Annotated in this window: 18 protein-coding genes and 4 pseudogenes; 10 read left to right on the top strand and 12 right to left on the bottom strand. The window is 59.9% G+C overall.

Features of this window, described 5'->3' with window-relative positions:
- Position 1: 1 nt before the first annotated feature.
- Positions 2-670 carry an HAD-IA family hydrolase gene (locus LJU32_15155; protein WKV87151.1) on the bottom strand — a complete coding sequence of 223 codons (669 nt, stop codon included), beginning with the start codon at positions 668-670 and terminating at the stop codon, positions 2-4.
- Between the two features lie 71 nt (positions 671-741).
- Positions 742-1,140 (bottom strand): annotated as a pseudogene (locus LJU32_15150) (response regulator).
- Between the two features lie 197 nt (positions 1,141-1,337).
- Between LJU32_15150 and LJU32_15145 the strand changes: the two are divergent.
- Positions 1,338-2,279, top strand: coding sequence for a class I SAM-dependent methyltransferase (locus LJU32_15145; protein WKV87150.1), 942 nt, complete (start codon positions 1,338-1,340; stop codon positions 2,277-2,279).
- A 116-nt stretch (positions 2,280-2,395) separates the two neighbouring features.
- On the opposite strand, the gene LJU32_15140 is transcribed toward LJU32_15145, so the two are convergent.
- Complete coding sequence (locus LJU32_15140; protein ID WKV87149.1) at positions 2,396-3,016, bottom strand: TetR/AcrR family transcriptional regulator; 621 nt, start codon at positions 3,014-3,016, stop codon at positions 2,396-2,398.
- Positions 3,017-3,175: 159 nt separating this feature from the next.
- Here LJU32_15140 and LJU32_15135 point away from each other — a divergent pair.
- A pseudogene (locus tag LJU32_15135) lies at positions 3,176-3,615 on the top strand (DUF4442 domain-containing protein).
- Between the two features lie 62 nt (positions 3,616-3,677).
- On the opposite strand, the gene LJU32_15130 reads toward LJU32_15135, so the two are convergent.
- Positions 3,678-4,364, bottom strand: a complete 687-nt coding sequence (locus LJU32_15130) for a GNAT family N-acetyltransferase (protein WKV87148.1) — start codon at positions 4,362-4,364, stop codon at positions 3,678-3,680.
- 152 nt (positions 4,365-4,516) lie between these two features.
- Here LJU32_15130 and LJU32_15125 point away from each other — a divergent pair, with 152 nt between their 5' ends.
- Positions 4,517-4,978 carry a hypothetical protein gene (locus tag LJU32_15125; GenBank protein WKV87147.1) on the top strand — a complete coding sequence of 154 codons (462 nt, stop codon included), beginning with the start codon at positions 4,517-4,519 and terminating at the stop codon, positions 4,976-4,978.
- 27 nt (positions 4,979-5,005) lie between these two features.
- Here the strand turns inward: LJU32_15125 and LJU32_15120 are convergent, their stop codons facing one another.
- Positions 5,006-5,563 (bottom strand): YceI family protein, encoded by a 558-nt coding sequence (locus LJU32_15120; protein ID WKV87146.1) that lies wholly within the window; start codon positions 5,561-5,563, stop codon positions 5,006-5,008.
- 74 nt (positions 5,564-5,637) lie between these two features.
- Positions 5,638-6,996 carry an MATE family efflux transporter gene (locus tag LJU32_15115; GenBank protein ID WKV87145.1) on the bottom strand — a complete coding sequence of 453 codons (1,359 nt, stop codon included), beginning with the start codon at positions 6,994-6,996 and terminating at the stop codon, positions 5,638-5,640.
- A gap of 198 nt (positions 6,997-7,194) precedes the next feature.
- Here LJU32_15115 and LJU32_15110 point away from each other — a divergent pair, with 198 nt between their 5' ends.
- The gene (locus tag LJU32_15110) at positions 7,195-7,764 is read left to right on the top strand and encodes a chorismate mutase (GenBank protein ID WKV87144.1); all 570 of its coding nucleotides are present in this window, start codon (positions 7,195-7,197) and stop codon (positions 7,762-7,764) included.
- A gap of 125 nt (positions 7,765-7,889) precedes the next feature.
- Positions 7,890-8,290, top strand: a pseudogene (locus tag LJU32_15105) (hypothetical protein).
- 73 nt (positions 8,291-8,363) lie between these two features.
- Here the strand turns inward: LJU32_15105 and LJU32_15100 are convergent.
- On the bottom strand, positions 8,364-8,699 hold the full coding sequence (locus LJU32_15100) for a hypothetical protein (protein ID WKV87143.1): 336 nt from the start codon (positions 8,697-8,699) through the stop codon (positions 8,364-8,366).
- A 175-nt stretch (positions 8,700-8,874) separates the two neighbouring features.
- Here LJU32_15100 and LJU32_15095 point away from each other — a divergent pair, with 175 nt between their 5' ends.
- A complete protein-coding gene (locus LJU32_15095; protein ID WKV87142.1) occupies positions 8,875-10,530 on the top strand; it encodes a diguanylate cyclase in 1,656 nt (551 codons plus the stop codon).
- Positions 10,531-11,030: 500 nt separating this feature from the next.
- Here LJU32_15095 and LJU32_15090 read toward each other — a convergent pair whose 3' ends face one another.
- On the bottom strand, positions 11,031-11,411 hold the full coding sequence (locus tag LJU32_15090; GenBank protein ID WKV87141.1) for a cytochrome c family protein: 381 nt from the start codon (positions 11,409-11,411) through the stop codon (positions 11,031-11,033).
- Between the two features lie 39 nt (positions 11,412-11,450).
- Entirely contained in the window at positions 11,451-12,782 is a 1,332-nt protein-coding gene (locus LJU32_15085; GenBank protein WKV87140.1) for a PLP-dependent aminotransferase family protein, read from the bottom strand.
- Between the two features lie 89 nt (positions 12,783-12,871).
- Between LJU32_15085 and LJU32_15080 the strand changes: the two genes are divergently transcribed.
- A complete protein-coding gene (locus tag LJU32_15080; protein WKV87139.1) occupies positions 12,872-13,765 on the top strand; it encodes a DMT family transporter in 894 nt (297 codons plus the stop codon).
- 3 nt (positions 13,766-13,768) lie between these two features.
- Here the strand turns inward: LJU32_15080 and LJU32_15075 are convergent, their stop codons facing one another.
- On the bottom strand, positions 13,769-14,584 hold the full coding sequence (locus LJU32_15075; GenBank protein ID WKV87138.1) for an AraC family transcriptional regulator: 816 nt from the start codon (positions 14,582-14,584) through the stop codon (positions 13,769-13,771).
- A gap of 131 nt (positions 14,585-14,715) precedes the next feature.
- On the opposite strand from LJU32_15075, the pseudogene LJU32_15070 reads away from it, so the two are divergent.
- Together LJU32_15070 and LJU32_15065 are read left to right on the top strand one after the other, a co-directional pair.
- A pseudogene (locus LJU32_15070) lies at positions 14,716-15,233 on the top strand (carboxymuconolactone decarboxylase family protein).
- A 187-nt stretch (positions 15,234-15,420) separates the two neighbouring features.
- On the top strand, positions 15,421-17,652 hold the full coding sequence (locus LJU32_15065; GenBank protein ID WKV87137.1) for a response regulator: 2,232 nt from the start codon (positions 15,421-15,423) through the stop codon (positions 17,650-17,652).
- On the opposite strand, the gene LJU32_15060 is transcribed toward LJU32_15065, so the two are convergent.
- Positions 17,620-19,065 carry a SulP family inorganic anion transporter gene (locus LJU32_15060; protein ID WKV87136.1) on the bottom strand — a complete coding sequence of 482 codons (1,446 nt, stop codon included), beginning with the start codon at positions 19,063-19,065 and terminating at the stop codon, positions 17,620-17,622. The genes LJU32_15065 and LJU32_15060 overlap by 33 nt on opposite strands.
- Positions 19,066-19,224: 159 nt before the next feature.
- Here LJU32_15060 and LJU32_15055 point away from each other — a divergent pair, with 159 nt between their 5' ends.
- On the top strand, positions 19,225-19,566 hold the full coding sequence (locus LJU32_15055; GenBank protein ID WKV87135.1) for a hypothetical protein: 342 nt from the start codon (positions 19,225-19,227) through the stop codon (positions 19,564-19,566).
- Here LJU32_15055 and LJU32_15050 read toward each other — a convergent pair.
- Positions 19,536-20,549: a hypothetical protein gene (locus LJU32_15050; protein ID WKV87134.1), complete on the bottom strand. Its 1,014-nt coding sequence runs from the start codon at positions 20,547-20,549 to the stop codon at positions 19,536-19,538. The two genes, LJU32_15055 and LJU32_15050, sit on opposite strands and share 31 nt — an antisense overlap.
- Positions 20,550-20,943 lie beyond the last annotated feature (394 nt).

The raw sequence follows: 20,943 nt of genomic DNA, 5'->3' as shown, positions 1-20,943 counted from the left end.
ATCAGATTTGCGTCAGACGAAGCAAACCATCAGCGCCGACCCTGACGCTGATCGCATCGTAACTGGCCAACGTCGCATGAGCTGTTTCGATCGGATGCTGGTGCGTGGTGGTGATGATCATCAACGCCGCACCCGCCGCCTCCGCAGCCTGAATGCCAACCGCGGCATCTTCAAAAATCAGACAATCCGCCGGTTCAACGCCAAGCTTTTTCGCCGCCAAAAGATAACCCGAAGGATCAGGCTTGCCGGCCTCCACATCTTCCGCCGTGATCATCACCGCTGGTCCGGGAATCCCCGCCGCCGCCATCCGGCGCAGGGCCAGGTCACGCGGCGCCGACGTCACCATCGCCCAACGATTTTTCGGCAGAGCGTTGAGAAACGCCGCCGCAGCCGGGATCTCGACGATGCCTTCAACGTCTTCGATTTCGGCAGCGGTGATAAACGCCGCTTGTTCCTCGGCATCCACGCCCGGAAGATTCAGGCGGATGATGGTGTCGATCGCCCGCGCGCCATGGATGGTCGGCAAAAATGTTTCGACATCAACGCCATGGCGCACCGCCCACGCTGACCAGATGCGCTCGGCGGCGGCGATGGAGTTGAGGACGGTGCCGTCCATATCGAACAGGAACGCGGCGAATGCGCGATCAAAAACCGATGCTTGTGCAGACAAGAGAACAAATCCTCTGACAGATGGCTGGGGCAGACAGGCCCGGCAATGTAGCACTTGTCAGTGCAGCTGCGGGCCTTGGATTTGAACGCGCTTTCCACACAATCGAGCAACTGACCGATCGCCCAAGGCTTCTTGATGAACGCCACCGAGTGCTTGACCCCAGAGGTCTCGGGCGTTTCATAGCCGGACATGACCATCACCGGTTTGTCCGGCCAGCGATCGCCGAACAGGTTGGCCAGATCGGCGCCGTTAAGCGTGCCGGGCATGGTGATGTCGGTCAGCAACAGCGCTACATCAGCTGCGTGTTTTTCCAGATACAAGGATGCGGCGTCGGCGCTGGTTTGCGGTTCGACCTTGAACCCTTCCTCCTGGAGAATTTCGCAAAGGAACTCCAGAATCAACGGATCGTCCTCGACAACCAGAATCAACCCGTCAGGAAGGTGCGCGCTCGACGTAGGTGTAGGGCACATGAACAGCACTCCCCGAATTACATTTTCGAATAGCGGTTTTGAATCCGCTGCTTAACAGGTATGAGCAGCGCGCCCTGCAGAAATTCACTTTTGATACAGGAGATTTCGCCAAGGTGTTGTTTTTCGGGCTGCAGCTTCCGTCCAAAATGCTCATTTGTGGTTAAAATGCGCGCCCTTTGTCCGGCCGATCCTGATCCATGAACCCTGAAGCTCTCGCCACCCTCCACGCCCATTTGCTGCCCGCACTGGGGGCGGCACCCTGCGAAACCCGCCGGCTGTTCCACGGGCGCGGGCGCTGCTGGCCGGGACTCGAGCAGTTGACCGTGGACTGGTTGCAGGGCGTGGTGCTGGTGTCGTTGTTCAAGGAACCGGCGCCTGAGCAACTGCAGGATCTGCGAGATTTACTGCTGCACCTTGCCGCCTCGCCGGAATGGCAGCAGTCCGGTGCGCACACTTTGCTGATCCAGCATCGTTACCTGCCGCAGAGCACGGCCGAATGGCTGATCGGCGAGGAAATCGAGGAAATGACCATCGTCGAGGGTGGCTTGCAGTACCGCGTCGACTTGGGCCGCAAGCAGAACACCGGGCTGTTTCTCGACATGCGTTTCGGGCGCAACTGGGTGCGCGAACAAGCGGCGGGCAAACGCGTATTGAACCTGTTCGCCTACACCTGCGGTTTTTCCGTGGCGGCAATCGAGGGCGGCGCCAGCCATGTGGTCAATCTCGACATGTCCCGCGCAGCGCTGAGCCGTGGTCGCGACAATCATCGTTTGAACGGCCATGACTTGGGCAAGGTCAGCTTCCTCGGTCACGACCTGTTCAAATCCTGGGGCAAAGTGATCAACAGCGGCCCGTACGATCTGGTAATCATCGACCCGCCGTCGTTTCAGAAAGGCAGTTTTTTGCTGACCAAGGACTATCAACGCGTGTTGCGCCGCTTGCCGGAACTGCTGACCGCGCAAGGCACGGTGCTGGCGTGCATGAACGATCCGTCGTTCGGTTCGGACTTTCTCATTGATGGCGTGACCCAGGAAGCGCCGAGCCTGCGTTTCGATCACCGGCTGGACAATCCGCCGGAATTTCCGGATGTCGACCCGGAAAGCGGCCTGAAAGCCCTGGTTTTCCAGCGCAACACCTGACACATCAAATTCCTGTGGGAGCGAGCCTGCTCGCGAAAGCGCAGGGTCAGAAAACAATTTGCTGACTGATACACCGCTTTCGCGAGCAGGCTCGCTCCCACATTTGTTCATACAAATCAGCTTTCAGCGCGAACCGAGCGCCACGCCGCTTGTGCGAGCACCTCGCGATAATCCGTCGGATTGCCTTTGACCCGCCCCGCCAGCCAGGCTCGGCAATAACTGTCCGCCTGCCCGATGATCAGTGAAGGCAGCAGCTCGGCAGGCAAATTCTGCAGCTCGGCAGCACGCCCCGACTCCGCAAGCCATTGGCGCAGACGCAGATTGCGCGTCTTGTTGCGCTCGGCCAGCTCTTCCTTGAACGGGCCTTTGGTCACGGCGAACCGCGCGTGATACTGAAAACGCGCCCACTGCGGCTGTTGCTCGACCCAGTCGACATAGCTGAAGACCAGCGCCTGCACGCCTGCTTCGGTGCTATCGACCGCGTCGAGATACGCATCACGCAAACGTCCCTGATCCTCCAGCGCGGTGAAAAACAGCGCCGCGACCAATCCTTCCTTGTTGCCGAAATGGTGGTAAATCGCGCCGACGCTGGTGTCGCATTCGGCGCGAATCATCTCGATGGTGGTCGCCTCGATTCCCTGCTCGTTGAACAGCTTCAAGGCCTTGCGAAAGATGTCGCGTTTGAGCTCGGCGCGGCGGCCGGGGTAGCTGCGTTCCAGTAGATCGGCGGTGTCCATGCTGCTTGAGGTCCGAAAAAGGTTTGAACAAGGCGAAGTTTGCCCGTGGAAATTGCGCCTAGGTTGACAGATTTACGGTGAACAGAATACCGTTCCGTTACAGAACATTATTCTGTAACGGAACATCATTCTGCTAAACCACCAAATCGTGAGGCTTCCATGAGTCAATCTCTCAGCATGTTCAACAGCGTCGGTCCGGACGCTTTCAGCAAGATGGCCTGCCAGTTCGCCCCGTATTTCAGCAGCATCAACCCACTGATCAGCGAATTGCGCCCGAACGCCGCCACCGTTCAAGTGCCGTTTCGCAAGGAGATCACCAATCACCTCGGTACAGTGCACGCCATCGCAATGTGCAACGCGGCGGAACTGGCCGGCGGGATGATGACCGACGTCTCCATCCCGGCCGGCGCGCGCTGGATTCCGAGAGGCATGACCGTGGAATACCTGGCCAAAGCGAAAACCGACGTCACCGCCGTGGCCAGCGCTGAAGGCGTGGATTGGCAGAGCGATGGCGACAAGGTGGTCAATGTCGACATTCATGATACCGAGGGCAAAAAGTCTTCACCGCACGCATCACCATGAACGTCAAACTGGGTTGAAATTGCACGCACAAAAAAGCCCTTGCTACGCAATGCGCAGCAAGGGCTTTTGATTGGCCGGGTCAGTGCAAGGTCAGGCGCTGACGGACAAATTCTTCGACGTGACGGCTGGTCTGATCCAGATGACGGTCGCGTTGTTTTTCCGCATCGAGCATCGCGCGCTTGCCGTTCTTCTGCAGCAGGTAGGTATGAATCTGCTGCACTTCCAGCGAGCGGTAGATCGGCGTGGTATCGATAAAGCCGCGCAAGCCGTTGCTGCGGTAATGCCGCGTGCTCATCAGCACCTGAGTCTCGCGCTGGCCGATCACTTCAAAACCCAACGCTTCGAAGTACGGCACCTTGCCAATGCTGCAGGCCAGTTCCGCATGCGGATAGCGTCCGACCATGTCCGCGAGCATCGCCCGCGCCACACCCTGACGCCGATGCCCTTCGCGCACCGCCATGTAGGCGACGCTGCACGCCTCCCAATCGCCCTGCACCGGCAGGTACAGCAGAAAGCCGATGACCTGTTCCGGATCTTCATTGTCAGTGGCCACCAGCAATTCCACCTCGGTGCCTTTCTGACCATTCAACGCCTCGAGGTACAGATACACCTCGTAACCGACCGCGTACTGATAAACGTTGTACAGCAGATTGCTCGGGCCAAGTCCCACCGCACTGATGTCGGTCAGGTAGTCGACGACCATTTGCAGGATCTGACTGTTGACGCTCTCGGGGCATGGGGAGGTGTAGTGGGTGATGCGTGGCATGGACAAACTCCGGCGGTAAATAACGTTGCCGATGATCAGAGCCGTCGACGAACCGCGACATCATACCGCGCCGCGGTAGACCACCGTTTAAAGATCCGCTGTCGAAGGCCGATGTAACGATCACCTTTCATTTCACTACCAAGGACCGGGCCATGTATTACCCGCGCGAAGCCGCAAAAGATCATCTTTACAACCGAATCGTCATGCTCACTGTCGCCTGCTGCGTGGTCTTGCTCCTCGCCGGGATGGCGCGCCATCAAGGCATTCTGTATGCGCTGTTGAATTTCAATGGCGCGCAAACCAACGGCACTGTCACGCAGTTGGAAGAGATCCTCATGAACAAGAACGGCAAGATCATTCACTATCGCTATGCCGACGAGCAGGGTCAGCTTCATGAAGGTGATTTTGTCGACGAACGCTACGCCGAACACACCCAGTACGAAGTCAATGGACCGATTGCGCTATTGGTCTCGCCCTGGATGCCGGAAAAAGCGCCATCGCCGGCCAGCTGCAAAGCTATCGCGCAGGTTTTTACATCATGGCCGGCGGCGTATCGCTCGCCCTGCTGTTCCTGCTGGTTTCCGGCCGGACGTTCTGGCAGATTCAGGCGATGAAGGAACAGGACCGGTACTACTGAACAGTCACTGTTGCGGCGCCACTACTCTGAATTTGATGTTGATGTCTCTGGACACCACGCTGTCAGCCCACTCCCCTGCGCCGAGGCCGAACGCCTCACGGTTGAGCACCAGCTCACCGTCGAAGATGCCGATGGCGTTGTCCGGTTTCAACTGCACCGGCACCTCGACCTCACGAGTGATGCCCTTGAGTGTGAGCTGCCCGGCGATCTGGTAACGGTGTTCGGCCACCTGGGTGAAACGGCTGGATTCGAACACCGCGAGCGGGAATTTATCAGTGTCGAACCAGGCCGGTTTTACCAGCTCTGCGTTGGCGTCTTCGCTGCCAGCATCGATGCTGCCGAGATCGATATGCAAAGTCGTACGGGCGTCGGCAAGGTTGTCGGTGTCAAAGTCCAGCGTTGCCTCGAACTTGCCGAAGGTGCCATACATTCGCGAGCCCATCTGCTGGTAGGTGAAGCTGATCTGGCTGGCACTGGTGTTGACGCGAGTGTATTCGCCGGCTTGAGCGACGGTCGAGGCATACAGGTACAACGCGGTAACCAGCAGCAATCGCATCGACATGGAACTCTCCGGGCGGCGCGTGCCGTCGAGGGCCTTGGTTCACTTAAGCAAACAACCCGCCGTCACGCCAGCACCTATATCAAGCGCTCGATCTTCTGGTGCTTCCAGACCAGTTTGTAATAGAGCGTCTGCAGTATCAGCATTCCCAGATAGGCAACCGGAAAAGCCATCCAGACGCCCTGCAAACCGAAGTGCCCGTCCAGCCAATACGCCGCAGGCAACTGCACGCCGACCACGCAGATAATCGAAATGACCACCGGCACCAGCACCGTGCCACTGGCGCGCATGATCCCGCCGATGATGGCCTGAAAGCCAAATACCAGCAGGCTCCAGAGCATGATGTGCAAGAGGTGCTCGGCCATGGCCCGGGTCGAGTCCTCGGTCAGGAACAAGCCCAGCAGCCAGTGCGACAGAAGATAACCCAGCACAATCAAGCCCCCGGTCAGGCACACGTTGATCAACAACCCGGTGCGCAGGATTGGACCCATTCGTTGCAGATGTCCGGCGCCAATCGCCTGTGCCCCGAGAATCGATGCGGTGATCGCAATCGACAGCGCCGGGAATTGCACGTAATTGACGATCTGCGTCACCGCGCCATAGGCCGCTGTTGCCTGAGAACCGTGCTGGTTGACCAGTGCCAGAATCACCAGCTCCGACAGCGACAGCACGATCATCTGCACTCCGGTCGGCAGGCCGATACGCAAAACCTTGCCGAGTATCACCCGGTCCAGTCGCAATGCGGCAAAGAACTCCCGGTCCGGCGCCAGCGGATGGCCCTTGCGGATCAGCCGCCAGGCCAGCCACGCCATTGCCGACAGATTCCCCGCCAGCCCGGCATAGGCCGCGCTCTGAATGCCCAATGGTGGCAAACCCAGCCAGCCGCGAATCAACGCCGGCGTCAGTGCCAGCCCCACCGCGGTGGAGACGATCAGCGCCAGCAACGGCGACAGCGTATCGCTGACCCCGCGCAGCAACTGGGTGAACAGCACGAAGACCAGCAGTGACGGCAGAATCCACAACATGACGTGGGCATAGTCCACCGCATCGTCGAGCACATCCGCCGGCGTGCCCAGCCCCGTCAGCGCCTGGCGCGCAAACACGGTACCGAGCACTGCGGCAACCAGGCCGATCAGCATACCCAGCAGCAACGTCGCTCCGGCAATCGCTTTGACCATGTGCGTTTCCCGCGCGCCCCACGCCTGACCGATCAACACGCCGGCACCCGCGCCAAGACCGATGACCAGGGCGATGAAAAGGAACACCACGGGAAACATGCCGGACACTGCCGCCAGCGCCTGAGTGCCTAGCATTTGACCGATGTAGATGCTGTTGACTGTCCCGGACATCGATTGCAGGAAGTTCGACAGCACCATCGGCGCGAGAAACAATAGATAGGTTTGCCAGAGCGGCTTGGCGAAGGTGGCGCTTTGCATTGAATGGAGGTCCATCTCGACGGCGGCAGGCCTGATTGACGATAGCTTCGGTGAGTTGCGTGCACGGTGCAATCAACATTTCCAATCGGCGTTGATTGTCAGTTTTGCATTTGTGTAAATGCCAGGCATCGCTTTGTGTCAGTGTTCGGCTGTGGTAAATCAGCGATTCTCTCGACACGTACTATTGAGGCTAGGTTCATGCGTAACGTTGCAAATTTTCTGCTCGGCTCCCTTTTCGTGCTGTTCGCGACCTGCGCTCAGGCAGCCGCACCTGCAGCGGCCCCTGATTCATTGAAACCGTTATTGGTCACGCTCAATGAACGCCTGAACATCGGTGATCTGGTTGCGCTGACCAAATGGGACAGCGGCAAACCGATCCAGGACAGCCCGCGTGAGGCGCAGGTGATTGCCAATGCGCGAACCCTGGCAGACGAAAACAAACTCGATCCGGATGACGTCGAACAGTTGATCGCCGCGCAAATGGAGGCCAACAAACTGGTGCAATACGGTCTGCTCGCACAATGGCAGGCGGCAGGCGCGGCACCGGATACACCGCGCCCGGACCTGGCGAAACAGATACGCCCGCGTCTGGATGAACTGCAAAAGCGCCTGTTACAACAGTACGCCGAGTTCTCCCACTATCGGCAAGACCCGAATTGCCCGTCATGGCTGACCACTGTCCGCAGCGGTCTGGCCGCCGATGCGCTGCATGATCTGGCGCTGATTCGTGCCAGCGGCGAGTTATGCATCCGGGCAAAACCGCTCTGAAGCGAGGGTATCGGCAATACATCATCGGCGTCGATGTTCACCATCACGTCAATGAAGTTCTCATAAAAAAAGCACGGCGTAACATCGGCTCCAGACAAACAAACAACTTTCTGGAGCACACGATCATGAAACGCCAAACCCTTCTCGGCATCGCTTTCTCGGTTTTCGCAGTTAACGCTTTTGCGGCAACCCCTGCTCACACCCTGGTCGCTGAAGGCGGCTCGGACAAGTTGATCGAAAGCCGTTTGGCTGAGGTGGTTCGGATCGTCTGATCGAACGCCGCGTGGCCGAGGGTGGTTCGGATCGTCTGATCGAACGCCGCGTGGCCGAGGGTGGCGCGGATCGTCTGATGGAACGTCGTGTGGCCGAAGGTGGCGCGGATCGTCTGATCGAACGCCGCGTGGCCGAGGGTGGTACGGATCGTCTGATCGAACGCCGTGTGGCCGAAGGTGGTGCGGATCGTCTGATCGAACGCCGCGTGGCCGAAGGTGGTTCGGATCGTCTGATCGAACGCCGCGTGGCATGAATCAAGTGCAGTACCGCAACCCCCATGAAAAAGCCCGGCCTGATCAGCCGGGCTTTTTGCATTCAGCCGACGCTTATTGCGCGGTTTTCAGCTTGACCACGTCGCCGGAGATGGTGGTGGTGTAGCCGGTCAGGACCCAGGCCCAGAACCAGTTTTCCTGCACTTGGGTGTTGATCAATGCATCGCCACCCTTGGCTTTGATCGCCGCGTCTTGCGCACGTACAAATCGGCTGTTCTGGCGGATCGGAATAATACCGAACAGCAGCAGGCCGGTGGCCGAGGCTTCGCTGTGGCCAACCACGGTGTACTGGTTGCTGTCGTAATGTGCGGATTTCATCGGGGCGCCGGTGCAACCTGCCAGAACCACACCGAACAGTGCGGCGGCGACTACTTTGCTGAGGTATTTCACAGTAAAACTCCATGGGGGAACGCCCGGGATCCATCTCTCGGGCGGCGCGCATTCTAACCAAAATGATGGCTCATTAGCATCAATGTTGTTCTTGTTTACATGAACTTGTTCGCTGGCCGGCCATCGGCGATGTCGCATACCATGGCGCCACTTTAACAAGACAGACACCGCCCCCATGTTCAAAGCCAGTCTGCGTAGCCATCTCACCCTGTGGTTCGGCGGTTTGTCCCTGCTTACGCTATTGAGTGTGGGCTTTTATGTCGGTCACATCGCCACCGAGCAAATGAAGCAGGCCAGCGGCAATGCCTTGCTGAACACGGCGCGCTCGGCGGCGACGTTGTTGGGTGAGCAACTGCGCGAGCGGCAACTGGAGGTCTACCTGCTCAGTCGCGCTCCGCATCTGGAACGTGGTGATCTGGATAACCCCGCCATTCTCAAATCGATGCAACTGCGCACCCAGGCACGCGCCGAATATGCGTGGATGGGCGTCACCGACGCCGAAGGCAACGTCCGCCAGGCCGTCAACGATTTGCTGGTCGGCCAGTCAGTTCAAAAACGCCCGTGGTTCCAGACCGGCTTGCGCGGCCAGTACACCGGCGATCCCCACGAAGCGGTGTTGCTGGCGAAATTGTTGCCGGGCCTGCCCAATGGCGAGCCACTGCGCTTCATCGATTTCGCCGCACCGATCCATAACGCCGAAGGTCTGGTGATTGGCGTGCTGGGCGCACATGCGCACTGGAGCTGGGTGACCCGCATCGTCGAGTCGGCGGCGTTTTCCCACAAGAACTCGGCACCGGATATTCAGGCGCTGATCGTCGACCACGATGGCAAGGTGCTCTACCCCGAAGCGCTGATGGGCCAACAGCTGGCGACCAACGACCCGGTATTGCCGGGCTGGACGGCGGCCAACGGTTACCTGACCAGCATGGTCACCGTGCCGACCCCATCGGGCACGGCGCTGTCGTGGTCGATCGCCGTCCGCCAGCCACTGGAAACCGCGCTGCAACCGGCGCGGACGCTGCAATACGAATTGCTGATCCTCGGCGTTTTCGCCGCCATCGTTTTCGGCCTGGTGGCTTATTACCTGGCGCTGTACCTGAGTCGCCCGATCGAACAACTCGCGCACTCGGCCAAACAGGTGCAGAACAACCAGTCCGGCGCGCAATTCCAGCTCCAGCATCCGGTACTGGAAATTGCCCAGCTCGGCCAGTCCATCGACGCGATGACGCAATCACTGCTCGGCAAGGAACGCGAACTGCAGGAAGCCAACGCCTCGCTGGAAGCCACCGTGGCACAACGCACCGCCGCACTCACCGAAGCCAATGCCGAGCTGCTGAGTCTGGCCACCCACGACGGCTTGACCGGCGTCTACAACCGTCGCCGATTTGACGAAAAAATCACAGAGTACTCGCTGCTGTCGCGGCGCACCGGACGCCCGTTCGCCCTGCTGCTGATCGACGCTGATTACTTCAAACGCATCAATGACAGCCACGGCCATGCGGTCGGTGACGAGGTCCTGCAACAACTGGCAAAGCTGATTCAGGACAGCGTGCGCAGCACCGATTTCGTCGCCCGTTACGGTGGCGAAGAATTCGCCGTACTGCTACCGGAAGTGGCGCAACCCGACACCCCGGAAGTCGTCGCCGAGAAGATTCGCGCGGCGGTGGCCCAAGCGGAGTTTCCCGGTGTCGGCAACGTTACCGTGAGTATTGGCCTCGGCCTGGCAGATCCGGCAGACGACAACCATACGACGCTGGTCAAACGTGCCGATCAGCAGCTGTATCAGGCGAAGGCTGCGGGGCGCAATCAGGTGGCGTTCCATGCCCGCTGACAGCGGCGTAGACAGGTCGACTTGCCGGCCCCATCGCTGGCAAGCCAGCTCACACAGGGATTGAGTACACCTGCTATTCACCAGCGTTTTTGAGATACCTATCGCGAGCAGGCTCACTCCTACAAGAGCAAGAGCAAGAGATCGCAGCCTTCGGCAGCTCCTACAGTCCCACGTTCACCTATAGGCCGAGTGTCAGCTCGCCTGCTCTTGATCTTGATCCACCGGCGACGTCGGAAGGCTGAGTGGAGGGATTGATCCGGGCGTGGGAGCGCAGCGACCGTCTGGCGAAGCCAGACACAGCGCAAGGAGGTGCAGCGAAGCAAACCGTAGCCGCTGCGCCCGGATCGATCCCGCAGCGAAGGAACCCGAGCCTGCGAGGGCCGAACGTAGGAGCTAGCGTTTTTTTGCTTACTTTTTTTAGGCGTTTGTAAAAAAGTGAGTCGCCGTAAGGGCGAAACCCTAAGCAGCCGTTACCGCAGCAATGGATATGTACTCCGCTCCTACCTTGATTCAGGGCTGAACATCTGCAAATAAGCCAACAGATTCTCCAGCTTCTCCTCATCACTCAGCCCCCAGAAAATCATCCGTGTCCCCGGCACCACCCCTTTCGGATCCTCGAGATACGCCTTGAGCGTCGCCCTATCCCAGGTAATCCCCGAGTTCTTCATCGCATCGGAATAAACATAATTGGCCGAAGTCCCCGCAGCCCGGCCAATGATGCCGTTCAACTGCGGACCAAACCCCGGACGAGCCGACTCGCCAACCTGATGGCAACCGCCGCACAGACGCGGAAAGATTTTCGCCCCGGCCTCAGGATCGCCCTCAGCCTGAGCGCTGGTGCTGAAGAGCAAAGCGAGAAACAGTGTTGTGGTGAATTTCATTGAACAGTCCAAACTGGCTTTTCATGGCGTGGGCGCAGTTTACAGATAAGCGCCGACAATCGTCCTGACAGTGATCAACGCCTGACGCAACACCTGCATGTCCACCGACCCGAGCGCCAGACGAATCGCATGGGGCGTATTGGCCAACAGCGAAAACGGCTCGGCGGTGGTTACGGAAATCTGCTGCTGCATCAACTCGACCACGATCTGATCGGCCCGCACATCTTCGGGCAACGGCAGCCACAGAAAATAAGAGGCCGGATGAGCGATGTAGCGCAGCCCTTTCAGCAACTCGGCCGCCAAGGCCTGTCGGGCCATGGCATCGTGGCGTTTCTGCTGTTCAAGCAGTGTCACTGTACCGTCATCGAGCCAGCCGCAAGCGATGGCGGTCATGACCCCGGGCGTGTTCCACGTCGTTGCGCGAATGATCCGCTCCAGTGCGGGCACTTGAGGCAGCGGCGCGGCAACGAAGCCGACCCGCAATCCGGTGGCAATGTTTTTCGACAGCCCCGATACGTAAAACGTCCGTTCCGGTGCCAGTTCAATCAGCGGACATGGCGGGTTCTCGACCAGAAACGCGTAGGCCGCGTCTTCAATGATCGTCAGATCGTGCCGACGCGCAATCGCGATCAATTGCTCGCGCTGTTCCAATGGCATGACCCAGCCCAGCGGATTGTGCAGCGTCGGCATGCAGTACACGGCGCGCACTGCACGCTGGCGACAGAGTCTGTCCAGTGCCGGCAAGTCCGGACCCTGTTGCGTCATCGGAATCGCCAGCACTTCCAGATGCAACGCGTCGACCAGCACCTTGAACCCGGAATAGGTCAACGCATCGGCGGCGATCACATCGCCGGGTTTAAGCAGCGCCATCAGCGTTACCGCCAGGCCCTGCTGAGCGCCGTTGACAATCAGCACCTGCGCAGCTTCGACCGTCACGCCGCGTGCCGACAAATGTTGCGCGACCGCGGCGCGCTCGTGGGCACGCCCGGCGTGGGGCTGATAACGCAGCAGTGCTTCGAGATCACCGGACAACGCCAGTTGACGCAACGCAGTACGCAACAGCTCGGCCTGACCGGGCAACGATGGATAGTTGAAATTCAGGTCGATCATGCCGACCGCCACGTCCTTTTGATCGATGCCCTGCCCCGGCGCCAGCGACGTTTCCCGGACAAAAGTGCCACGCCCGGCTTCGCCGCTGACCAGGCCCATCGCCTCAAGCTCGGCGTAGACCCGTGATGCGGTCACCAGCGCCAGTCCTTCCTGCGCTGCCAGTTGCCGATGCGTTGGCAATCGCGTACCCGGCGCCAATCGTCCGCCACGAATGTCCGCCGCGTAACGGTCTACCAGAGTTTTGTAACGGGAACTGGGCATGTCGGCTGTATCCATGACAATTTTTTGATTGTGCTGATTCTCAGCCCTAGGATCACAGCGACACAAGCCACTTCTTGAGCGCGACCGACATGCACACAACATCGACTGCGGCCAACCCGAGGCTGGAAAAAACCAGCGGCTGGATCAACGGTTTTATCGGCGTGCTGATTTTCAGCGGTTCGCTGCCGGCGACACGTCTGGCGGTGCTGGAATTCGATCCCGTATTTCTGACCGTCGTGCGAGCAGCCATTGCGGGAGCGTTGGCGGTGGCGCTTTTGCTGATGTTCAAACAGCGGCGACCGGCGCGTCATCAGTGGCTGTCGCTATTGATTGTGGCGCTGGGCGTGGTGTTGGGTTTTCCGCTGTTGACTGCGTTGGCATTGCAGCACGTAACGTCGGCGCATTCGATCGTGTTTGTAGGATTGCTACCGCTGGCCACGGCGATGTTTGGAGTCTTGCGTGGCGGTGAGCGGCCACGACCGGTGTTCTGGATGTTCTCGATACTGGGCAGTGCGCTGGTGGTGGGCTTCGCCTTGTCTCAAGGGCTGAGCGCCTCGCCGACCGGGGACTTGCTGATGCTCGCGGCGATCCTGGCCTGCGGCCTTGGTTACGCCGAAGGCGCGAAACTGTCACGCAGCCTCGGCGGCTGGCAGGTGATCTGCTGGGCGCTGCTGTTGTCATTACCGCTGATGGCGCTGCTGAGCCTGTGGCTGGCGCCCGCCTCGTTTGCCAACATCAGCGTGTCGGCGTGGCTGTGCCTGGGATATGTGTCGTTGTTCAGCATGCTGATCGGCTTCGTGTTCTGGTACCGCGGCCTGGCTCAGGGCGGGATCGCCGCGGTCGGGCAGCTGCAGCTGCTGCAACCGTTTTTTGGTCTGGCACTGGCGGCGACATTGCTGCATGAGCAGGTCAGTGTCGGCATGCTCGGCGTCACACTGGGGGTGATTCTTTGCGTGGCCGGAGCGAAGAAATTCGCCAGGTAATGTTCAGTGTCCGGCTTTCCATTGCCGTGGACTGAGCCCGGTCTTGCGCCGAAACGCCCGGGCCAGCGCCGACGGACTTTCGTATCCAACCTCCTCGGCAATCAGTGCAATCGGGCGGCCTTCGCGCAGGCGTTTCTGCGCGAGGCTGACGCGCCAGCTCAACAGGTAATCGGCCGGCGTCTGCCCGACCACGCGGCGAAACTGCTCGGCGAAACCGGCGCGGGACTGGTTCGCTGCAGCGGCGAGGTCGGCAACGCTCCACGGTTTGTGGGGTTGCTCGTGAATCAGGTTCAAGGCGCGGGATAAACGTGCGTCAGCCAGCCCGGCCATCATGCCCGGCTGCTGATCGCGACTGCCAATCAGATGGCGCAGCAGCAAAATCACCAGCAATTCGAACAGGCGATCCATCACCGCCACCCGCCCGCAGTGGCCTTCGAAGGCCTCGCTGAACAACCAGTCAAGGGTGCTGCGCAATTCCGGAATATCGGTGAGTTTCAGTACCAGATAGTCGGGTAACGCAGCGGCCAGGGCATTGCCCGAACCGCCATCGAAGGTCAGTGAGGCGCACACCACTTGGCTGACCATGGCCTCGTCGGCAGACATCCGGTGAGTGAAGGGCCGGGGAAAGAAAATCAGTGACGGTTCGTCCAGACGGATCTCCCGCTCGTTGCCCGGTTTGAGCAGCAACGCCCCGGCTTGCAGAACATGCACATGGCCGACCGGTTCGCCTTCGTGAATGCTCACGCCACAAAACGCGCCGCTATGGAAGGTGCCGGCGTTCACGCCGAAATGACTGAGTAATGTGGAAAGGCGATCCATGGCTGACTCCCGAAGGCATATCTGGACGATCTGCCGCATATCCTCGACGATTTGCCGCCAAAGCGCCATTGGCAGCTCCTAAGATCTCTCCATCGCCGCTGCACTTCGCTGCGGAATTTCGGAGAATCACCATGAGCCGCATCCCTGCAATCAGCCTCGACACCACCACCGATGCCACCCGTCCTGCACTGGAAGGCGTGAAGAAAAAATTGGTTTCCTGCCCAACGTTTTTACCACCCTCGCCCAGGCGCCGGTCGCCCTCGACACTTACCTGCAAGCCTCGGCCATCCTCGGCAAGACCTCATTGAGCGGCAAAGAGAAAGAAGCCGTTTACCTCGCCACTTCGCAGGTCAACGGTTGCGACTATTGCCTGTCCGCACACACCGTGTTTGCCGGCAAGGCCGGGCTGTCGGCGGAGGACATCAACGCGGCCCGTCAAGGCGACCTGAATGCCTACGCCGCCCTTGCCAGCCAACTGACCGAAACCCGTGGCCACTTGAGCGATGAACAATTGGCCGCTGCCCGCGCTGCCGGTATCGATGACCGCAAGATCATCGAAGTGATTGCCCTGGTGGCCGTGCAGACATTGACCAACTACCTGAACAACACCGCGCTCACCGATATCGACTTCCCGGCAATCGATGCCTGAGCAGTGGTTCAAAAAACCGCGAAATAACCGCTGGCGAAGGGGCACCCACTTTCGCCAGCGCACATTTTTGCTGCCATGATGCATATCCAGAGATCCTGTTGCGCAAACAAGTGCCTGCTGTGCTGAAACCAAACACCCTGCGCGAAGGTCTTTGTCTCAGACAGACGCCCGGAAAAGCACGAACCCCATGACAGACTGGTTGCAGGACAATGGCGAGATGGCCGGGCAGATTCGCCGTCACGACTGGGCGAATTCGCCCCTCGGCCCGTTGGAAAACTGGCCCGATGTACTCAAGACCACCGTCTCGCTCAGTCTCGCGTCGCATTTCCCTCAGGCGATCGTCTGGGGCCCGCAACTGATCACCCTTTACAACGACGCCTTCGTACCGATTCTTGGCGACAAGCCGCACGCGTTGGGACGTCCTTTCAGCGACATCTGGAAGGAAGCCTGGCATGAGATCAGCCCGATCGCCGAGGCCGCGTATGCCGGCCAGGCCACTTACATCGAAAACTTCGCCCTGCAGATCGAGCGCGGCAAGGGGCCGGAGCAGGCGTTCTTCACTTTCTGCTACAGCCCGATTCGCGACTCCCACGGCAATGTCGTCGGCATGATCGACACCGTTACCGAAACCACCCAGACCGTTTATCTCAACCGCCGCCTGGCCGTCCTCGATGCCATTGGCAACGCGGTAACCAACGCTACGGATGCGCAAGCGATCCTGGCGGCGAGCACGCGGCTGATGGTCGAGCAATTGCAACTGTCCAACTGCGCCTACGCCGACATGGATGCCGACGAAGATGGTTTCACCATTCGTGGCGATTACGCGGCGCCGGGTTCACCGAGCATTGTCGGCCATTATCAATTGCGCGATTTCGGTGAGAAGGCAGTGCGTCTGCTGCGCGCCGGTGAACCGCTGGTCATTCACGACAACCGCAGCGAGTTGCCGCCGGAGGAATCGGCGACCTTCCAGGCCATTGGCATCACCTCCACCATTTGTGTGCCGCTGATCAAGCAAGGTCGCCTTACTGCGTTAATGGCCATCCACGACAAAGTACCGCGCATCTGGTCGGAATTCGAACAGGCGCTGCTCAACGAAGTCACCGAACGTTGCTGGGCGCATATCGAACGGGTGCGTGCCGACGCCAACGTGCGCGAAGGTTTACTGGCGCTGGCCGAACTGAATGCCACACTGGAACAGCGAGTCGAAGAACGCAGCCTGCGTCTGGCTCAGGCCGAATCGGCGTTGCGCCAGTCACAAAAGCTCGAAGCCATTGGTCAACTGACTGGCGGCGTTGCTCATGATTTCAACAATCTGCTGACGATCATTCGCTCGTCGGTGGATTTTCTGCGCCAGCCCAACCTCTCCGAAGAACGCCGCCAGCGCTATATGCGTGCGGTGTCCGACACGGTCGAGCGTGCCTCGAAACTGACCAGCCAACTGCTCGCCTTCGCCCGCCGCCAGCCGCTCAATCCGCAAGTGGTCGATGCCGGCGAACGTCTGGCCAATATCGGCGAGATGCTTGAATCGGTCACCGGCGCGCAGATACACGTGTGCGTCGAGCGCCCGGATCACCCCTGCTACATCCGTGTCGACCTCAGTCAGTTTGAAACCGCGTTGATCAACATCGCGCTGAACGCCCGCGACGCCATGGACGGTCAGGGTGAATTGAAGCTACGCCTGGAATGCCATAAACCGCTGCCGGCGATTCGCGGCCACGCCGGTTCCAACGGCCACTTCGTGTCGATTGCCCTGGCCGACACCGGTGCCGGCATCGACGCATACACCCTGGAACATATTTTCGAGCCGTTCTTCACCACCAAAGCGGTCGGCAAGGGCACGGGGCTGGGGCTGTCGCAGGTGTTCGGCTTCGCCAAGCAATCCGGAGGTAACGTCGATGTCTCCAGCGTGCTCGGCCAAGGCACCGAGTTCACCTTGTACCTGCCGGAGGTACCTGCGGACGAGGCTGAGGTGGATGACACGAAGGACGATGGCGAGGTGCATGCGGCGTGCGAAAAACGCCGGGTGCTGGTGGTCGAGGACAATCTCGATGTCGGCCGTTTCGCCAATCAGATCCTGCAGGATCTGGGCTATGAAACCGCGTGGGCGACCAACGCCGAAGAAGCCCTGCAATTGGCCGGCAGCGATGCCATGGCGTTCGACGCGGTGTTTTCCGACGTGGTCATGCCGGGCATCACTGGTGTCGCTTTGGCCAAAGAACTGCGCCAGCGCCGCCCTGATCTGCCGGTGATTCTGACTTCCGGCTACAGCGAAGAGCTGGCTCGCAGTGGTTACGAAGGTTTCGAGTTTCTCGCCAAGCCCTACTCCGCCGAACAGGTCTCGCGAATTCTCGGCAAGACCTGGCTCAAGGACGCAACGCCAGCGGCGTCAGTCGTGATCGACGCCAGCGCGCTTGAGTAATTTCTTGCAGCGTTCCGACAGATGAAACACCTGTAAATGCTTGCCAGCCTTGGCGTAGCGTTCACGCAGGGTTTTCAACGCGGCGATCGCCGAATAATCGACAAAGCTCAGGTGTCGGCAGTCGAGAGTGACTTTGGCCGGGTCGTTGGCCGGATCGAACTGGTTGAGAAACGGCGTGGTCGAGGCGAAGAACAGCGTGCCGTGCAGGCGATAGAGTTTGCTGCCATCGGCCTCCAGATGTTCATCGGCGTACAGTTCGCGCGCCTGCTGCCAGGCAAAGTTGAGCGCGGCGATGATGATCCCGCACAGCACCGCCGTGGCCAGATCGGTGAACACCGTGATGGTGGTCACGGCGATAATCACCAGCACATCGTGCGCCGGCACCTTGTTGATCACGCGCAACGACGCCCAGGCGAAGGTCTGCTGCGACACTACGAACATCACGCCTACCAGCGCGGCCAGCGGAATACGCTCGATCAGCGGCGACAGAAACAGAATGAACAACAGGATCAGCACGCCAGCGACCACGCCTGACAAACGCCCGCGCCCGCCGGAGCTGAGGTTGATCACGGTCTGGCCGATCATTGCGCAACCACCCATGCCGCCGAACGCGCCGGACACCATGTTCGCCGCGCCGAGCGCCACACATTCACGATCCGGGTAGCCACGGGTTTCGGTGATTTCGTCGGTCAGGTTCAGTGTCAGTAAGGTTTCCAGCAGGCCGACCATCGCCATCAGAATCGCGTACGGGACGATGATGCGCAGGGTTTCCAGGCTCCATGGAATGTCCGGCATGGCGAACGTCGGCAGACCGCCGGCAATGTGCGCCATGTCGCCGAGCGTGCGGGTCGGCAAGCCGAACAGGTAGACCAGCAGGCCGACACCAAGGATTGCCACCAGGGCCGGCGGCACCGCTTTGGTCAGGCGCGGCAGGATGTAAACGATGGCCATGGTCAGCAGTACCAACCCGGTCATCAGGTACAACGGCGTACCGCTGAGCCAGTGCTCGCCGCTCTTGAAATGCTCCAGTTGCGCCAGAGCAATGATGATCGCCAGGCCGTTGACGAAACCGAGCATCACCGGATGCGGCACCATGCGCACCAGTTTGCCCAGGCGCAACAGCCCGAACGCCATCATGATCAGACCGCCGAGCAGCACCGTCGCCAGCAAATACTGCACGCCGTGTTGCACCACCAGCGCGACGATCACCACCGCCATCGAACCCGCCGCACCGGAAACCATGCCTGGCCGGCCGCCGAACAATGCGGTCAGCGTACAAATGATGAACGCGCCGTACAGGCCCATCAGCGGGTTGAGATGCGCCACCAGCGCAAAAGCAATGCATTCGGGCAACAGGGCAAACGAGGTGGTGAGTCCGGCGAGGACATCGGCGCGCAGACGAATCGGTTTCATGGCTTACCTGACTGAGCGGCCGTCGGGCACGGCCGCTGTTTTCGCGAAAAAGAGGGAGGCGAATGTTACGGAATTGTTCGGCCTCGGGCCAGTGAAACGCTGACACCGATTGGCGCGGGGCTTATCCTTGCCGACGTGCCCATTGAATCGAGTTGCAGCATGTCAGCGTTTCTGTCCGCCCGGGATGTGTGTCAGCGTTTGCGCGAAGTGGCGCTGGGCGTGCTTGCGTTCGAAGTCTGCGAGGTAATGTCCGAGTCCGGGCTGATTGCCGTTGATATCGAGGGTTGGCATCTGCTGCTGGACTTCGCCGACGGACATTTGCATCACTGTGAATTCGCTCGCAACTGCGCCGGGGATGAAGCGGCGCTGGACACGTGGCAGCGTTATGGCACAGACCCGGTGAGCCTGCTCAGCACGTGGGAACTGGCGCAGATCGAGCGGTTATTGCGTGAGGCGAATCGGCTCGACGTTCAGGGCACCATTTCCAGAATCGGTGAATGATTTTCCTGCATGCGGTCGTACCAGCCCTGCAGCACATCGGGCAGGCGATTCTTCCACTTCGTCACGTTGGTGTAGTACCGCAGATGTTCCTGGCCCTGGTCATCGTAGCTTTTGAAGATCAGCCAGACCTGCGCGTCGGCCGCGCTCATCAGGATGCCGATGCCGCCGAGACCGCGCATCCACATTTCCACGACCTGTGTATCAGGTACATCCTTTGAATCCTCGCCGACCTGCAAGGAACCCGAGGTCTCTACCAGCTTCTGGTAATCATTCTTGAGCAGCGAACGCAGTACCTGGTCTTCTGCGGGTGTGCGAGCCAGACCCAGGCTGAGCAGATCGTAATCCAGGGTCAGCGGTTGTTCGGAGGCGATATAGCGACCGGCGTAATACACGCCCATGCCACCGCCGCAGTCGGAATCCGCACCGGTTTGCGTGACGTTCAGTACGCCATTGATGGGCGTGAAGGTGAGTTTGCAGTCGTCCTCGGCATACACGGCTATTCCATCCTTGAGTATGGCAACGCCGGTCAAGTCTCCGGAGTTGGCGCCCTCGCCTGCCGAGATATCGATGGCGATATGCGTGGCATCACGAGGTTGGGTGACAAGGGTCGCCGAAGTCGAAGTGCCGGGCGGGATCAATTGCCAAGTAGCGTCCCAACTGAACGGTTTGACCGCATGTTCGAGTTCGGTGAGGCGCATCAGATATTCACGACGCAGACACGCGCTCTGGGTACCGCAAGCGTTGCGGTTTTTCAGCCATTGGCGTTGGTCGGCTTTCAGCGCTTTAGAATCGGTAACGTTGCCCAGCGTGGTCCGCCATTGTTCAGCGAGTTTGTCGTCGAGGCTCGAGAGGTACGGGTCGTTGCAGACGGCTGTTTCGGCTTTGCCGGCGGCGCTGGTGCAATCGAAACTGCTGGCGTGGGTGCTGCAGGCCAGCGCGAGCGTTGCCAGCGCCAGGGTGTTACGCAGGGAGATAGCGAACATCGAGAGATTCCATTCTTCGGATGGCGGGGAGTATGCCAGTGCTGCTGCCGTAAATCGCCGTTGTCGTAGAACACTCAGTCACCTTGTGGGAGCGAGCCTGATCGCGAAAGCAGTGTGTCAGCCACAAATAAATTGCCTGACCTGCCGCCTTCGTGAGCAAGCCCACTCCCACAGGATTTCGCGCTACACCCGCGATCCCCGGCAACCCACAAAACCAATGTGGGAGCGAGCCTGCTCGCGAAGGCGGTGTGTCAGCCACCGATAAAATGCCTGACCTGCCGCCTTCGTGAGCAAGCCCACTCCCACAGGATTTCGCGCTACACCCGCGATCCCCGGCAACCCACAAAACCACTGTGGGAGCGAGCTTGCTCGCGAAGGCGGCGTGTCAGCCACC

It is taken from the genome of Pseudomonas sp. B21_DOA (genome assembly GCA_030544685.1).
Lineage (GTDB): Bacteria > Pseudomonadota > Gammaproteobacteria > Pseudomonadales > Pseudomonadaceae > Aquipseudomonas > Aquipseudomonas fluorescens_AO.
The sequence above is the reverse complement of the archived record's forward strand: the minus strand, read 5'-3'. Positions and strand labels throughout refer to the sequence as shown.

Excerpts from the sequence above, each read along its gene's own strand:
- LJU32_15145 (WKV87150.1), top strand. The coding sequence starts at position 1,338 with ATGAACCCTGAAGCTCTCGCCACCCTCCACGCCCATTTGCTGCCCGCA.
- LJU32_15140 (WKV87149.1), bottom strand. The coding sequence starts at position 3,016 with ATGGACACCGCCGATCTACTGGAACGCAGCTACCCCGGCCGCCGCGCC.
- LJU32_15130 (WKV87148.1), bottom strand. The coding sequence starts at position 4,364 with ATGCCACGCATCACCCACTACACCTCCCCATGCCCCGAGAGCGTCAAC.
- LJU32_15125 (WKV87147.1), top strand. The coding sequence starts at position 4,517 with ATGTATTACCCGCGCGAAGCCGCAAAAGATCATCTTTACAACCGAATC.
- LJU32_15120 (WKV87146.1), bottom strand. The coding sequence starts at position 5,563 with ATGTCGATGCGATTGCTGCTGGTTACCGCGTTGTACCTGTATGCCTCG.
- LJU32_15115 (WKV87145.1), bottom strand. The coding sequence starts at position 6,996 with ATGCAAAGCGCCACCTTCGCCAAGCCGCTCTGGCAAACCTATCTATTG.
- LJU32_15110 (WKV87144.1), top strand. The coding sequence starts at position 7,195 with ATGCGTAACGTTGCAAATTTTCTGCTCGGCTCCCTTTTCGTGCTGTTC.
- LJU32_15095 (WKV87142.1), top strand. The coding sequence starts at position 8,875 with ATGTTCAAAGCCAGTCTGCGTAGCCATCTCACCCTGTGGTTCGGCGGT.
- LJU32_15090 (WKV87141.1), bottom strand. The coding sequence starts at position 11,411 with ATGAAATTCACCACAACACTGTTTCTCGCTTTGCTCTTCAGCACCAGC.
- LJU32_15085 (WKV87140.1), bottom strand. The coding sequence starts at position 12,782 with ATGCCCAGTTCCCGTTACAAAACTCTGGTAGACCGTTACGCGGCGGAC.
- LJU32_15080 (WKV87139.1), top strand. The coding sequence starts at position 12,872 with ATGCACACAACATCGACTGCGGCCAACCCGAGGCTGGAAAAAACCAGC.
- LJU32_15075 (WKV87138.1), bottom strand. The coding sequence starts at position 14,584 with ATGGATCGCCTTTCCACATTACTCAGTCATTTCGGCGTGAACGCCGGC.
- LJU32_15065 (WKV87137.1), top strand. The coding sequence starts at position 15,421 with ATGACAGACTGGTTGCAGGACAATGGCGAGATGGCCGGGCAGATTCGC.
- LJU32_15060 (WKV87136.1), bottom strand. The coding sequence starts at position 19,065 with ATGAAACCGATTCGTCTGCGCGCCGATGTCCTCGCCGGACTCACCACC.
- LJU32_15055 (WKV87135.1), top strand. The coding sequence starts at position 19,225 with ATGTCAGCGTTTCTGTCCGCCCGGGATGTGTGTCAGCGTTTGCGCGAA.
- LJU32_15050 (WKV87134.1), bottom strand. The coding sequence starts at position 20,549 with ATGTTCGCTATCTCCCTGCGTAACACCCTGGCGCTGGCAACGCTCGCG.